The 13,632-nt window shown below is 62.3% G+C and carries 13 protein-coding genes; 6 read left to right on the forward strand and 7 right to left on the reverse strand.

Going from position 1 to position 13,632, the window contains the following annotated elements; genetic code table 11:
* Positions 1-230 precede the first annotated feature (230 nt).
* Together I6F35_RS00755 and I6F35_RS00760 are read right to left on the reverse strand one after the other, a co-directional pair.
* On the reverse strand, positions 231-1,295 hold the full coding sequence (locus tag I6F35_RS00755) for a 2-dehydropantoate 2-reductase (protein ID WP_225115720.1): 1,065 nt from the start codon (positions 1,293-1,295) through the stop codon (positions 231-233).
* Between the two features lie 156 nt (positions 1,296-1,451).
* Positions 1,452-1,754, reverse strand: a complete 303-nt coding sequence (locus I6F35_RS00760) for a BA14K family protein (protein ID WP_225115721.1) — start codon at positions 1,752-1,754, stop codon at positions 1,452-1,454.
* A 404-nt stretch (positions 1,755-2,158) separates the two neighbouring features.
* Between I6F35_RS00760 and I6F35_RS00765 the strand changes: the two genes are divergently transcribed.
* Positions 2,159-2,404: a hypothetical protein gene (locus I6F35_RS00765; protein ID WP_225115722.1), complete on the forward strand. Its 246-nt coding sequence runs from the start codon at positions 2,159-2,161 to the stop codon at positions 2,402-2,404.
* Between the two features lie 365 nt (positions 2,405-2,769).
* On the opposite strand, the gene I6F35_RS00770 is transcribed toward I6F35_RS00765, so the two are convergent.
* The 3 genes from I6F35_RS00770 to I6F35_RS00780 form a co-directional block, all read right to left on the reverse strand.
* Complete coding sequence (locus I6F35_RS00770) at positions 2,770-2,925, reverse strand: hypothetical protein (RefSeq protein WP_225115723.1); 156 nt, start codon at positions 2,923-2,925, stop codon at positions 2,770-2,772.
* Positions 2,926-3,092: 167 nt separating this feature from the next.
* On the reverse strand, positions 3,093-6,206 hold the full coding sequence (locus I6F35_RS00775) for an efflux RND transporter permease subunit (protein ID WP_225115724.1): 3,114 nt from the start codon (positions 6,204-6,206) through the stop codon (positions 3,093-3,095).
* Positions 6,203-7,387: an efflux RND transporter periplasmic adaptor subunit gene (locus tag I6F35_RS00780; RefSeq protein ID WP_225115725.1), complete on the reverse strand. Its 1,185-nt coding sequence runs from the start codon at positions 7,385-7,387 to the stop codon at positions 6,203-6,205. The genes I6F35_RS00775 and I6F35_RS00780 overlap by 4 nt, the downstream gene beginning before the upstream one ends.
* A 38-nt stretch (positions 7,388-7,425) precedes the next feature.
* On the opposite strand from I6F35_RS00780, the gene I6F35_RS00785 reads away from it, so the two are divergent.
* Positions 7,426-8,343 carry a hypothetical protein gene (locus I6F35_RS00785; RefSeq protein ID WP_225115726.1) on the forward strand — a complete coding sequence of 306 codons (918 nt, stop codon included), beginning with the start codon at positions 7,426-7,428 and terminating at the stop codon, positions 8,341-8,343.
* 237 nt (positions 8,344-8,580) lie between these two features.
* Here I6F35_RS00785 and I6F35_RS00790 read toward each other — a convergent pair whose 3' ends face one another.
* The gene (locus I6F35_RS00790; protein WP_225115727.1) at positions 8,581-8,838 is read right to left on the reverse strand and encodes a hypothetical protein; all 258 of its coding nucleotides are present in this window, start codon (positions 8,836-8,838) and stop codon (positions 8,581-8,583) included.
* A 163-nt stretch (positions 8,839-9,001) separates the two neighbouring features.
* A complete protein-coding gene (locus I6F35_RS00795) occupies positions 9,002-10,111 on the reverse strand; it encodes an HD domain-containing phosphohydrolase (protein ID WP_225115728.1) in 1,110 nt (369 codons plus the stop codon).
* A 298-nt stretch (positions 10,112-10,409) separates the two neighbouring features.
* On the opposite strand from I6F35_RS00795, the gene I6F35_RS00800 reads away from it, so the two are divergent.
* Genes I6F35_RS00800 through I6F35_RS00815 form a run of 4 tightly spaced genes read left to right on the forward strand, consistent with a single transcriptional unit; the run spans position 10,410 to position 13,602 of the window.
* Complete coding sequence (locus I6F35_RS00800) at positions 10,410-10,727, forward strand: STAS domain-containing protein (RefSeq protein ID WP_225115729.1); 318 nt, start codon at positions 10,410-10,412, stop codon at positions 10,725-10,727.
* Positions 10,727-11,092: a response regulator gene (locus tag I6F35_RS00805; RefSeq protein WP_225115730.1), complete on the forward strand. Its 366-nt coding sequence runs from the start codon at positions 10,727-10,729 to the stop codon at positions 11,090-11,092. Before I6F35_RS00800 ends, I6F35_RS00805 begins: the two co-directional genes overlap by 1 nt.
* Positions 11,089-13,131: a chemotaxis protein CheA gene (locus I6F35_RS00810; protein ID WP_225115731.1), complete on the forward strand. Its 2,043-nt coding sequence runs from the start codon at positions 11,089-11,091 to the stop codon at positions 13,129-13,131. The genes I6F35_RS00805 and I6F35_RS00810 overlap by 4 nt, the downstream gene beginning before the upstream one ends.
* The gene (locus I6F35_RS00815; RefSeq protein ID WP_225115732.1) at positions 13,132-13,602 is read left to right on the forward strand and encodes a chemotaxis protein CheW; all 471 of its coding nucleotides are present in this window, start codon (positions 13,132-13,134) and stop codon (positions 13,600-13,602) included.
* Positions 13,603-13,632: the final 30 nt, after the last annotated feature.

Here is a 13,632-nt window from a genome sequence, read left to right on the forward strand (position 1 = left end):
TTCTGGATCGCACGAGTTCGATGTTGCCGAGCCAGTTGATCCGCGCGCCGCGCCGTTGCCGGGTGAAAACACGCTACCGGGTCGATGCGATGGCCGGTCATGCGCCATTGCTTCGATCCCGAACGGGGATCGCTGGCGTGAAATCGGATGATGTCTCGTGGCGCCTGCGCCGGCCCGGCAAATCGGGCTACGACGTCAGGCAATCAGGCGATGAGGGGTCTCGGCGCGCGTCACAGCGCGCCGGATCCGCCCTCCACGATCTTCTCGTTGAGCTTCTGATCGACGATCTGGACCGTACGGTCGATCTCGGCATTGGGCACGCCAAGCTGATGCGATATCAACTTCACCAGCAGGTCGACCCGCTCGATGAAGGGCGCCCCGCTGGCCACAGCGCGCGCCGCCGATGAGGGCTTGAGAAGGCTTTCGGCCGCCTTGGCGTATTTCTCGAATGGCACCTGATCCTTCGGATCGGCTCCCAGGCGCCGAGCGATTGCATCGACGTGCTCGTAGATCGACTGCGAGCGCTTCAGATCGGCGTGCACCGCGTCGCGGATCGACTGCGGATCCTGCGGCGTGATGCAGCGGTAATTGCCGGTCAACAGCATTGACCATTTGGCTAGGGGGACGAACAGCGAGTCGAACACCTTGAGCTTCACCGGAACGTCCTGGCCGTCCAGCTTCACCGCGTCGATGTCCGCTTCCAGCTCGCGAAGCAGGCGGTTGTGCGTCTCGTCTGCGAATGCCGCCGCCTTGAAGTTTGTCGGCAGGCCGACATGAAGCACATTCGCCGCCTCGTCCGGTGGGCGGAAGGCCTGCGGATCGGGCGAGCAGAGCGACACCAGCTCCGGCTTGAACCGCTCCCACACCTGGGCATTGGTATAGGCTTCTTCGAGATCCATGTCCGCCAGCGCCGGGATCCGTTTGAGATAGGGCAGGGGCGGCATGTTCATGATCGAAAGGCAAGGCAGCTTCGCCTCGGCGATCTTGATCATCAGAACCCGGATCGTATGGTTGGTGTATTGCGGCTCCTGCATGGCAAGACCAACCAGATCGTAACGGGAAAGGTCGACGTCCGCGGGCGGTGTCGCGTCCAGGGTCCCGGGCAGATCGCGCGAAAAGATCGCCCGATGCGTCGGCTCGTCACGGAGCTTGATGCGAACTTCGGTGCCGTCGCGATTGATGAGCTCTGCCGTTTTCTTTCGACAAACCAGCGTCACGTTGTGACCGGCCATCAGCAGCTTCGTCGCAAGCAAAGAGCCGTACGAGGCTCCGAGGATCAGAATGTTGCGCGCCATGCTCTCTCTTCTACAGATGTGTGCCAGCGTATCTATCTACCGCCAATTGATAGCCATTACAATCACGCAGCGGCTCCAGCTTTGATCTGCGTGCGGCCCGGCAAGGCGTCAAAGCGTCTCACCGGGCCGCAGAAGAAGTCCATCCTTCAGCTCGCGTCACTCGCAGCGATAGCGGTGACCGTCACGGCCAAGGAATGTGGCAGTCGCGGGATTGTATGAGCGGTGGCGCTGCGCGCAGGTGCCGATGCCGCTGGCCTCTTCGTTATAGGTTTGCAGGACAGACGGCGGCTCTGCTGCCAGCCTGGCTGCGGGCGTGGGCGCGCCGCCGTTCAGGATATCCGCATTGGGATGATAGAACGCGTACAGTCCGGGCTCCTGGATGGCGGCCTGAGCGAATACCGGGGTTGCGGCTGTCGCCGATAGCAGCGCGGCGGCCGCGAGGATCTTGAGTGAGGTCATCGAAATTCTCCATCGATCGATACGAAAGCTCGATCGGCGCGCGACTCCGCACGACGCACCGTCGGGAGGTGCACGCCGTCGAACGCGAGTTTTTCGTGTTGGGGGTGTCCGAATGCTCGGACCTTTCGATTCAAGATCTAAGCGGCCTGCGAGCGCATCCCATTAAATTCTGCTTTACGATTCTCAACTCGAGTTGACGGCGTAGCGCGAGCGAGCGTCAGCAGAATTCGTGGCGTGACACCATCGTCACGAAGCGCAGACATGTGCGGAGCATGCAGAGCGTTTTCGTGCGCCATGCCAGTGGCCGGCGACTCTCTAAACGCGAATTTAGTGGGGTTGGCGAGAAAGCAGCCCACCTTGTTCTTTGTCTAACGTTCCTTGTAAGCACCCGAAAGGATAAAGCCATGAAAGTCTCAATGATAGCGTTGGTCGCTGCGTCCATGCTCTCGAGCACATATGCGTTTGCCAATACGCCGCGACATGAGCCGATGGTCAGGAGCTATTCCATGTACAGGGATGCTGCTCCGCCGGTCGTCTTGCATCCGAACTACGGCAATCCGAATGGAGATCCGGATGGTCCGACCACGCTGAGCGGTACCGGTGATTCCCAGTTCGGCGGCTCGTCGCCGGGCACCAGCGGCTACAACTAAGTGAAAGCCGCATCTGATCGGGCTTTACTTGAAAGTCGTGACACGAATGCAATGTAGCGTCGCACGAATCTCGTGCGACGCTGCATTGCATTGATAGGTTAAACGATTTCCTTTTCCGCTTTCGCGGATACCTTCCACCGTTTGCTTCAAGAGAAACTAGAATAAGCAGCCGTCACGTTCTTGCTGCCCTGGCTTCCGCTGCCATCTCCTCTTTCCTTCAGCTTTGCCGTTCCAAGCGACCGTAAGTGGCCCAAACGCGGACGTGGGCCGCGTGTCACCACCGGCCTGCTTCTTCAGATAGCCCATTGGCATTCGCGGGCGCGCCTGATCGCTCCTCGGGCTCGGCAGCAATCGGCGATCTCACCCTAATCCTTGGCGGACTCAGGGTGAGACGCTATTTCAGCCCGCCGCTCATAACTCTCGGCGAGAACCTTGAGACGATCGGCGATCGCCGGATCACTCATGCTTTGGGCGACCCGGCGCAAGGTCTGCGCTGTGCTCGAATATTCCTTGCTCAGCATTTCTCTGCTCCGCAACTCGTAGTTTCAAACAGCTATGTAGGTGCGCGGCGCACGATCGCGAGTTCACAAGGTCGGGAGCGGACCGTCTGTACTGGAACGATACGCTTTCCGCTTGCTCGGTCGTTCGTTTTGGAACTCGTCGTGCCGACGGGAAATATGCCGTTTCCTCATTCCGCCGGCGTTGCCTGGGGATGGACGGAGGACGTTGCCGCCTCCCTCTCCCCGAACAGCCAGATCTGCAGCCGATCGAGATAGAGATAGACCACTGGCGTCGTGTACAGCGTAAGGATCTGCGACAGCGCGAGGCCGCCGACAATGGCATAGCCGAGCGGCTGCCTGATCTCCGAGCCTGCGCCCGTGCCCACCATCATCGGCACGGCGCCGAGCATTGCCGCCATCGTCGTCATCATGATCGGCCTGAACCGCTTGATGCAGGCCTGATAGATCGCTTCTTCGGTGCTGAGTCCTTCATTCTGTTCGGCATGTATCGCGAAGTCGACCAGCATGATGCCGTTCTTCTTGACGATGCCGATGAGCAGGATGAGACCGACGATTGCGATCACAGTGAGATCGAGATGCGCCGCCATCAGCAAGAGCAGCGCGCCGACACCGGCCGATGGCAGGGTCGAGATGATCGTGATCGGATGGATCGTGCTTTCATAGAGAATGCCGAGGATCAGGTAGATCACGAACAGCGAGGCGAGGATCAGGATCGGCGTGCTTGACAGCGAGGCGCCGAAGGCCTGGGCGTTGCCCTGGAAGCTGGTCTGCAGCGAGAGCGGCGGATGCAGCTCCTTCTCGACCGCCTGGATGGCGCTGACGGCTTGGCCGATCGCGGCACCCGGCGCAAGGTTGAACGAGATCGTCACTGAGGGGAACTGCCCCTGGTGGTTGACGACGAGTGGCGAGACCTTCACGACCGAATCGACCAATGTCGACAACGGCACCTGCTGCCCGCTCGAGGATTTCACATAGATGCCGTTGAGCGCATCAGGCGAATACTGGAACTTCGGGTTGACCTCCATGACCACATGATATTGCTGCAGCGTGGTGTAGATCGTCGAGACGATGCGCTGACCGAAAGCATCGTCGAGCGTGTTGTCGATGGTGAAGGGCAGGATGCCGTAGCTCGAGGCGACTTCGCGCTTGATGGTGATGTCGAGCAGCGGACCGGCATTGAGCTGATCGGTGGTGACATCGGTGATCGACGGGATCGTCCTGATCTTGTCGAGGAACAGCGCCGCCCAGCGGGTCAGCTCGCCCGGATCGGCGTCGTTCATCGTGTACTGAAATTGAGTCTTGTTCAGCCGGGCCCCGACCGTGATGTCCTGGGCAGGTTGCATGTACAGCGTGACGCCCTGGACCCTGGCGAGGCTGGTCCGCAACCGCGCGATCACCTTGTCGATCGGATCACGCTGATCGGCAGGCTTGAGCTGGATGTAGACGCGTCCGTCATTGACGGTGTAGACGCCGCCGCCGGCGCCGACCGCCGCCCCGACTGCGCTGACGGCCGGATCTCGCATGACGACGTCAAGCAGGGCCTGCTGGCGCTGAGCCATCGCCTGGAAGGAAATGTCCTGCGACGCTTCCGATTGACCGAGGATCAGCCCGGTGTCCTGCTCCGGAAAGAAGCCCTTGGGAATGATGACGTAGAGATAGGCGGTCAGTACGATGGTGCCGAGCATCACCATCAGCGTGATGAAGCGGTGACGCAGCACGATCTTGAGACCGGCCTCATAGAGGCCAAGCAAGCCGTCGAAGCCGCGCTCGGACAATCGGTAGAGCCGGCCGTGCGACTTGGCCTCGGGCTTGAGCAGGTAGGCGCACATCATCGGCGTGAGCGTGCGCGAGATCACCAGCGAGAGAACGAGCGCCACGCTCACCGTTATCGCGAACTCGCGGAACAGCAGCCCGACATAGCCGCTCATCAGGAACAGGGGAATGAACACGGCGATCAGTGAGAACGTGATCGCCATGACGGTGAAGCCGATCTCGCCGGATCCCTTCATCGCCGCGTCATAGGGCGAGAGGCCTTCCTCGATATGCCGCGTGATATTCTCGATTTCGACCACGGCGTCGTCCACGACGAACCCGACCGCGATTGACAGGGCCATCAGCGACAAATTGTCGAGGCTGTAGCCCATTTCGTACAGGATCGCGAAAGTGCCGATCAGCGACAGCGGCACAGTGACGGCGGGAATGATGGTCGCCCAGAAGCTGCGCAGGAAGATGAAGATCACCATGACGACGAGCCCGACCGTCAACAGCAGCGTGAACTGCACGTCCGATATCGATGCGCGGATGGTATCGGTGCGGTCGGAAATGACGTTGATCTTGATGCCGGCGGGAATCGAAGCCTGCAGTACCGGCATCATCGCCTTGATGCGTGCGACCGTATCGATGACATTGGCGCCAGGCTGGCGCTGGATCGCCAGGATGATCGCCCGCTGGTTGTTGTACCAGCCGGCGATCAGATCGTTTTCCGGCGCGCTGATCGCCCGTCCGATGTCGCGGATACGGACCGGCGATCCATTGCGATAGGCGACGACGAGGTCGGCATATTGGTCGGGCTTGAACAGTTGATCGTTGGTGTTGAGCGTATAGGTCTGGCGCGGGCTGTTGAGCGTGCCTTTTGCCAGATCGACATTGGCCTGGCCCAGCACGGTTCGAAGATCCTCGAGATTGATGCCGCGTGCGGCCAAGGCCTCAGGGTCGACCTGTATGCGGACGGAAGCCTTCTGCTGGCCGCCGACGCCGACGAGGCCGACGCCGGAAATCTGTGAGATCTTCTGCAGCAGGATGTTCTCGGCATAGGCGTCGACGGTGGTCAGCGGCAGGCTGTCCGAAGTGATGCCGAGCACCAGGATCGGCGTGTCGGCGGGATTGACCTTGCGTATCGTCGGCGGATACGGCAGGCCCGTCGGCAGGTAAGGCGACGCGGCGTTGATGGCCGACAGCGTGTCGCTCACCGCGCCGTCAATCTGACGGCTGAGGTCGAACTGCAGCGTGATCTGGGTGTAGCCCAGCGCGCTCGCCGAGGTCATCTGGGTCAGCCCGGGGATTTCGCCGAACTGCAGCTCGAGCGGCGATGCCACCGAAGACGCCATGGTCTGCGGGTCGGCGCCCGGCAACTGCGCGGTCACCGTCAGCGTGGGATAATTGACGTTCGGCAGCGCCGCCACCGGCATCAGCGGATAGGCGACCAGGCCGCCTACCAGCAACCCCACCATCAGCAGGGCGGTCGCGATCGGCCGTCGGATGAACGGTGCGGAAATATTCATGGGATTGGCGTCTGCATTGCGTCCTGCGCGGCTGCTTCCTCCGCCGCCTTGCCACGCAGCGCGATGACATGCGCACCAGGCTGCAGCTTATACTGGCCGTCGACGACCACGCGCTCATTTGCCGAGAGGCCGGAATCGATCAGCGCCTTTCCGTCGCTTATTTGCGCCACCTTGACCTGGCGGATCGCAACGGTGTTGTCGGGATTGACGACCCACGCATAGGCTCCGTTCGGACCTTGCTGGACGACCGCCGCGGGCACGGTGAGACCGTTGTGCCTGGTGTCGAGCAGCAGCCGCGCGTTAACCAGTTCACCCGGCCAGAGCCTGTTCTCCTTGTTGGAGAAATTGGCCTTGAGCTGGATCGAGCCCGTGGTCTGCAGGATCTCGTTGTTGACGAGGCCAAGCTGGCCCTGACCGAGTTCAATCGTGTCATCCTGGTTATAGGCGATGACAGTCAGCGGCGCCTTGGTGATCTGCTGTTGTTTCTGGATCTGCGGCAGCACCGTCTCCGGAAGCGTGAAGATCAGCGAAATCGGATCGAGCTGGGTGACGACGCAGAGACCGTTCGTGCTCGACGGGCTGATGATGTTGCCGACGTCGATCTGGCGGATTCCGACCACGCCGTCGATCGGTGAGGTGAGGCGCGTAAAACTGAGCTGCACCTTTGCGGCATCGATCAGCGCCTGGTCGGTTCTGATCGCGCCCTGCAACTGCCCGACCTGTGCTTTTTGGGTTTCGATCAGTTGAGGCGTCGCCCAGCCCTTGGCTCCCAACTGGCTGTAGCGAACGAGATTGGCGTTGGCATTGGCGAGCTGCGCCTGATCGCGCTCCAGGGCGCCCTGGTACTGATCGATCAGCGCCTGATAGGGCCGCGGATCGATCTGCGCCAGCAGGTCACCGGCATGCACATGCTGGCCTTCGGTGAAGTTGATGGTGAAGATCTGGCCCTGGATCTGTGCGCGCACCACGTCGGTGTTGTAGGCGATCACGGTGCCGACGCCGGTCAGATAGATCGGCACGTCATGCTGGGTGACCGTACCGGCGACGATCGGCACCGGGGCCGGCGGAGCCGGCGCGGCAGCGGCCGTCTCGAACGGAAAGTCATGCATGGCATAGAGCAGGCCGCCGGTCGCTACGGCGGCGGTCAGCACGACGGCAGCAACAACGACTTTCTTTTTCATGGCTTGGCTTCGCTGAGAGGGTTGGTTAGCAACCCGGAATGACTGCGCTTGAGGTGACAGTGCCCGTCAGGAGGGTTGAGCAGGCGCTGCCTGCCATCGTGGAGGCGGTTGGAGCGGGCATGAGAATCGTCGGCACTGTCGGCAGCGCTGCAGCCGGTCCGACGATGCCCAGGGTGGGCGATACGCCGGGCGTCGGCACCGGCGCTGCCGAGCTGACGCCGAGATTGCTGATCTCGGACGAGTCGAGAGGAATGCCGGTTCGAGCTACACCGCCCGATGTCGTGGGCGAAGTCGATGACGGCGTTGATGATGCGGTAACGCTGGTCGAGCCAGAGCCGCACATCCCAGACGTCCCCGATGTGTCGATGATGCCGGATGCCGTCGCCATGCCGGAGCTCTCGAGCGTGCCTGAAGTTGTCGATACTCCGGATGTCGCTGATATCGCTGATGACATGCCCGGCGTTAGCGCCGTGTTGCCCGCCATTGCCGCGGTCGCAGGCGCGTTCGCCCCGACCGCCATTCCAGCCCCGTCGAACGTGGCGGATGATCCGAACATTTGCGCGGGCGCTGTTCCAACGGTGGAGCAGACCGTGCCGCTGCTTGGAATGGCGATCGTGCCCGTCGCAGGTGCCGCGAGCGGACTGAGGCCTGGAGATGAGAGCTCAGTCGCACCCAGCGGAATTCCCGTGGGTGAGATCGGTGAACCCGTCGCGCTTCCCAGCGGCGAGGTTGCTTCGAGTGTCGGCGTCGGCGTCGCCATGCCCGTCACTTGCGCGACGGCGGCATGGCCCGCGAACAACGCAGGAAGGAGGGCTGTCGCCGAGATCACTGTCCATCGTCTCATCATGACACTTCACTCCGTGAATGAAGCGCCGGCATCGACGGCGCCAGACAGCGAGCCGGCCGAGTTCTCCGACGGATTGAAACGTAGGCGCGTTCGACCGCGCATCCACTAAATTCGTCTTTAGGAATGCAGCCGGATATCACTTTAAATTTGCGCGCAGCCCCTGCGAGGCGCGCAGCAATAGCGCAGCGCTAATCGCTTGAATCGGCGAGACTATGAATAAAGAAAAAGCGGCCGGGACCGCGCAAGCGGTCCGGCCTCTTCAGTTTCAACTGTCAGCGTGAGCGACAGGATACTCGATCCCGGGCCAGTGCTGGCCAACGTTCGACGGTGGCGCAAGGCGACCGGATCAATAAGAGCCGTAGCCGTAATAGCCGTAGCCGGTGCCGGGTTCACAGGGAACGTTGCCGTCGGTCCAGGGCTGCGACGCGAATGCGCCGACGCGCGGGGCAGGAATGCAGCCCGGTCCGCCGACATAGACCTGCTCCGGCGCCGCGACGACGGCAGCGGCGCGCGCGACGTGCCGCGTGTGTTCGCGAGCCATCGCGGGAGTCGCAAGTGTCGCCGCAGCGACCAGCGCGATCGACAGGAATTTGATTTTTGACATTGGTATTCTCCATCAGGAAGCGAAGCCGATGATGGGTGGCTCCCCACGGCAAGTGCGGATCGCAACGCGCGGTTTAAAGAGGGAATCTCCTCACGTTCGCTCAATGGCGCGTGAGCGCATGCGTGAGGATGTTGCGGGCAGGAGATGCTCGCTCGCGGCGATGTTACGTAACCGAGCTTGATTGCAACTGAAACGAGCCGCCCGAAAGTGTGCGCATTTCCGCCTGCCACCGCGCCATTCCATGTTGCGCGGTCGCGATCGCCATGACTTCGTTCCAGCGTGACAGGAAGGCGTCGACGCAGGCCGGGTCGAATTGGCGTGCCTTGTTTTCCTCGAGGTAACGACGCGCGTCCACAAGCGGCATCGGGTCCTTGTACGGGCGCTTCATCGTCAGCGCATCGAAGACGTCGGCGACCGCAACGACGCGCGCCGCGATCGGAATGTCGGTCCCGTTGAGCCCGCTCGGATAGCCGCTGCCGTCCCAGCGCTCGTGATGAGCGGCGGCGATCTCGGCTCCGAGCTGGATCAGCTCGCAATGACTGTCGGCAAGGATGCGTCCGCCGATCGCGGCGTGGGTGCGTATGATCGCGATTTCCTCCGCGTTCAGTCGGCCCGGCTTGAGCAGGATGCTATCCGGTATCGCGACCTTGCCGACATCGTGCAGGGGGGCCGCGAGATAAATGTCGCGGATGAGTCGGGATGGCAGGCCGAGTTCTTCGGCAATGATGCGGCTGTATTTTGCTACCCGAAGCGTGTGCTCTCCGGTGTCGTTGTCCCGATATTCGACCGCGAGCGCCACACGCAGGATGATCTCCTCCTCGCGCTCCTGCAGCTTCTGCGTGGCGCTGGCGACTTCCCTTGCGAGGTCGGCGGCGCGGTCGTTCAATTGCCGAACGGCAATGCCGAGCCGGACGAGATTTCTCAGCCGAACCCTTGTCTCCAGGGTTTGCGGATGCTTCGGCAGGAAATCGGTGGCGCCGGCCTCGAGCGCCTTCATCCGCACCTCGTCGGTCTGGATCGAGGTGATCATCACGACCGGAATGTTGGCGAAGTTCTGCAGCGCGCGAAGCTCGCGGATGAACGCGACCCCGTCCATCCTCGGCATCTCATAGTCCACCAGCACGATGTCATATTGCCGTTGCATTGCCGACGTCATCGCCTGCAGCGGATCGGTGTACGCCGTGACCTGAACGGCGCCATCGGCTTCCAGGAGCCGCGTGAGGAAGTCGAGGACAGAGCGGCTGTCGTCAACGAGAAGCGCTTGTGTAAGCATCGGTGTCCGGGTACGCAACGGTCGGTTGTACGAGAGAATTAGCTACTGCGCCGGCTCTTAACGTCGACCTAAGCGCGACAATCGTCAATTGCGCAGCCCTCTCGATGCGCGCAAAAGCGCGGCGTGAATCGTACCAGACTACCCATCAAATCCTTGGCACCGTATTCGTACGGGCGTCTTGCCTGAAATCGAGATCGTGGTTGATTAACATCTTAATCACCATCTCTGCCGATACTTCAGCCGAAAGAGATTCGCATTCCGCACTAAAGCGAATCACTGGGAATGCGGGGGACGGCGAATGGCTGAAGTGACAGAGCCCAAACGGTGGCTACAATTGCCACCGGACTGCAGCATCGCGTCGATCCGCCAGGTCTATGAAACGATCCGAGAGGCCTTCAGCCGCAATGATCGGCTGGAGATCGACTGCTCCGCCGTCGACAAGGCCGACGTCACCTCGATCCAGCTTCTGCTTTCCACCGCGGAGACCGGCAAGGCGCAGGGCCGGCCGGTGGTGCTGACCGCGTTCTCGCAAAGCCTTCGCAACACCCTTCGCCGCGCCGGCTTCTCCAGCGAGGCGATGATCGACCAGCATTTTCACAAGAAAGACGGCGTGTGATGGCTACAGTCCTGACGGTCGACGATTCCCCCAGCATCCGCCAGATGATCAAGGTCGTGCTCGAGCCGGCCGGTCATAACGTGATCGAGGCCGGTGACGGCGCGCAGGGCCTGGCGAAGGCGCAGGCGGGCAAGCTTGATCTCGTGATCACCGACCTGAACATGCCTGTCATGAACGGCCTCGAACTGATACGGGCGCTACGCAAGCTGCCGTCGCAGGTCGGCCTGCCGATCGTCTTCCTCACCACCGAGTCCAACGACGCGCTGAAGCAGGAAGCCAAGAGCGCCGGCGCCACCGGGTGGATCACCAAGCCTTTCAAGCCCGAGCAATTGCTCGCGGTGGTCAACAAGCTGGTGCGGTCGTGAGCAGCATGGACCCGACGGAGATATTCCGTCAGGAGGCGAGCGAACTCTTCGAAACCCTCGAAGGGGCCTTGCTGGATCTCGGCCTGCGTCCCGATGACCGCGAGCTGGTCGATTCGGCGTTCCGCGCCCTGCACACCATCAAGGGCTCCGGCGCGATGTTCGGCTTCGACAAGGTCGCCGCGTTCACCCACGAGTTCGAGACGGCCTTCGAACTGGTCCGCAAGGGCGAGATCAAGCCGACGCAGGAACTGATCGCGGTCGCGCTGGCCGCAAAGGATTACATCCGCGCCCTGATCGAAGCGCCCGATAGCGCCGACCCGATCATCGGCGACGCCATCCTGGATGATCTGAAGCGCTTCGTTTCACCCCTCGGTCCAGTCCTGCCGGCCGAACCCGGCGTCGAAACACCGGTGGTCAGCGAGAGCCGGCCGGCGGGCTGGCAACTGCGCCTCGAATTTGAGTCGCATATTCTGCGCAACGGCTCCAATCCGCTCGACCTCCTGGATGATCTCTGCAAGCTCGGCCCCTGCTTCGTCGTGCCGCTCACCGATGGCGTGCCGCTGTTGGACGAGCTGGAGCCGGAGGATTGCTACCTGAAATGGGACGTCACGCTGCATAGCGGCTGCGACAAGGCCGCCATCGACGACGTCTTCATGTTCGTGCAGGACGAGATGAAGCTGACGTTGGTGCCGCTGGCGCAGGTCGAGCGCGCAGCGCCGGCGCTTGCAATGCCCGTTGCGGAAGTTGAGCCGGCGGCGCCTCCGGCCCCAGCTCCGGCCGCCGCCGTGAGCCCGGCTGCGGCAGAGCCGTCGACTCCTCCGGAGCGGAAGCGCGAGGAGCCGAAGCGCGCCGAAGAGCGCGGCATCGCCACCGTCCGCGTGCAGGCCGAACGGCTCGACGAGCTGATGGATCGCGTCGGCGAGCTCGTCATTGCCCAGGCACGGCTCAGCCAGTTGGCCGCGGCCGGCTCCGATCTCTCGATCAAGATGATCGCGGAGGAGATCGAGCGTCTGGCGGCGAGCCTGCGCGACACCACCATGGGCGCGCGGATGGTCCCGATCGGCTCGCTGTTCGGGCGCTTCCGAAGGCTGGTGCATGACCTGTCCCGCGACCTTGGCAAGCCGGTCGAGTTCGTCACCTCGGGCGAGGATACCGAGCTCGACAAGACCATGATCGAATGTCTCGCCGATCCGCTCGTGCACCTGATCCGCAACGCGATCGATCACGGCATCGAGGATTCCGAGACGCGCGCGACAGCCGGCAAGACCGAGAAGGGGCGGATCGAACTGCAAGCGATCCATTCCGGCGCACAGGTGCTCGTCACCGTCAGGGACAACGGCGGCGGTCTCAACACCGCGCGCATTCGCGCCAAGGCGGAAGAGCAAGGATTGATCGCGCCCGGCGCGGCGATGTCGGATCACGAGATCCATCAATTCCTGTTCCATCCGGGGTTTTCGACCGCGCAGACCATCTCGGCGCTGTCCGGCCGCGGCGTCGGCATGGATGTGGTCAAGCGCACCATCGAGAACATGCGCGGTTCGATCGATCTGTCGACCAAGGCCGGCGAGGGAACGTGCGTCACACTGCGCCTGCCGCTGACCCTTGCGATCATCGAGGGACTGCTGATCCGGGTCGGCGAGGGGCGCTACATCATTCCGCTGCCGGCGGTCGAGGAATGCGTCGAGCTCACGGCGGAGGACGAACGCTCGCGCGGGCGCAATTTCCTCAACGTGCGCGGCAACCTCGTGCCCTTCCTCAGGCTGCGCGAGATTCTCGACGTATCAGGTTCGCCCGGACAGCATCAGAAGACGATCATCATCTCGACCGGCGAGACGCGGGTCGGGCTGGTTGCCGACCAGATCATCGGCAATCACCAGACCGTCATCAAGTCGCTTTCGAAGCTGCATTCGGACGTCACGATCTTTTCCGGCGCGACCATCCTGGGCGACGGCAGCGCGGCGCTCATTCTCGACGTGGTGCAGCTCGTCGGGTTGGCGCAGTTGCGCGCGGAAAAGCAGCAGATGAACGAGGCGGCATAGATGGCAGCGGATCGGCAGCAAGGCACCGAGACCGTCCAAGACGGCTCGATGCAGGTGGTCATGATCGGGCTCGGCGGCGAAAAATTCGCGCTCGATGCCGGTTTGGTGCGCGAGATCATCGATCCGGTCCCTGCAACGAAAGTGGCGGGCGCGCGGTCGTTCGTGCCGAGCGTCATCAATGTGCGCGGCAACGTCATTCCGCTGGCCGACCTGCGCATCCGTTTCGGAATGCCGCAGACCGAAGACTCCGCGGACACGCGGATCGTGGTGATCGAGGTCGGCATCGACAACGAGCCGGTTCTGCTCGGCGTCACCGCCGACAAGGTCTACGAGGTCACCGAGATCTCGCGGACCGACGTGCAGCAGACGCCGCGCGTGGGCATGCATTGGAAGCCGGAATTCATCCGCTTCATCACCAAGTGGCGTGAAGAGTTCGTCATCGTACCGAACATGGAACGTATCCTGAATTGAGGAAGTCTCGGGGGCGAGACTTGAGGGGCT

The organism is Bradyrhizobium sp. BRP22 (assembly GCF_020194175.1).
GTDB lineage: Bacteria > Pseudomonadota > Alphaproteobacteria > Rhizobiales > Xanthobacteraceae > Bradyrhizobium.

Excerpts from the sequence above, each read along its gene's own strand:
- I6F35_RS00755 (WP_225115720.1), bottom strand. The coding sequence starts at position 1,295 with ATGGCGCGCAACATTCTGATCCTCGGAGCCTCGTACGGCTCTTTGCTT.
- I6F35_RS00760 (WP_225115721.1), bottom strand. The coding sequence starts at position 1,754 with ATGACCTCACTCAAGATCCTCGCGGCCGCCGCGCTGCTATCGGCGACA.
- I6F35_RS00765 (WP_225115722.1), top strand. The coding sequence starts at position 2,159 with ATGAAAGTCTCAATGATAGCGTTGGTCGCTGCGTCCATGCTCTCGAGC.
- I6F35_RS00770 (WP_225115723.1), bottom strand. The coding sequence starts at position 2,925 with ATGCTGAGCAAGGAATATTCGAGCACAGCGCAGACCTTGCGCCGGGTC.
- I6F35_RS00775 (WP_225115724.1), bottom strand. The coding sequence starts at position 6,206 with ATGAATATTTCCGCACCGTTCATCCGACGGCCGATCGCGACCGCCCTG.
- I6F35_RS00780 (WP_225115725.1), bottom strand. The coding sequence starts at position 7,387 with ATGAAAAAGAAAGTCGTTGTTGCTGCCGTCGTGCTGACCGCCGCCGTA.
- I6F35_RS00785 (WP_225115726.1), top strand. The coding sequence starts at position 7,426 with ATGACTGCGCTTGAGGTGACAGTGCCCGTCAGGAGGGTTGAGCAGGCG.
- I6F35_RS00790 (WP_225115727.1), bottom strand. The coding sequence starts at position 8,838 with ATGTCAAAAATCAAATTCCTGTCGATCGCGCTGGTCGCTGCGGCGACA.
- I6F35_RS00795 (WP_225115728.1), bottom strand. The coding sequence starts at position 10,111 with ATGCTTACACAAGCGCTTCTCGTTGACGACAGCCGCTCTGTCCTCGAC.
- I6F35_RS00800 (WP_225115729.1), top strand. The coding sequence starts at position 10,410 with ATGGCTGAAGTGACAGAGCCCAAACGGTGGCTACAATTGCCACCGGAC.
- I6F35_RS00805 (WP_225115730.1), top strand. The coding sequence starts at position 10,727 with ATGGCTACAGTCCTGACGGTCGACGATTCCCCCAGCATCCGCCAGATG.
- I6F35_RS00815 (WP_225115732.1), top strand. The coding sequence starts at position 13,132 with ATGGCAGCGGATCGGCAGCAAGGCACCGAGACCGTCCAAGACGGCTCG.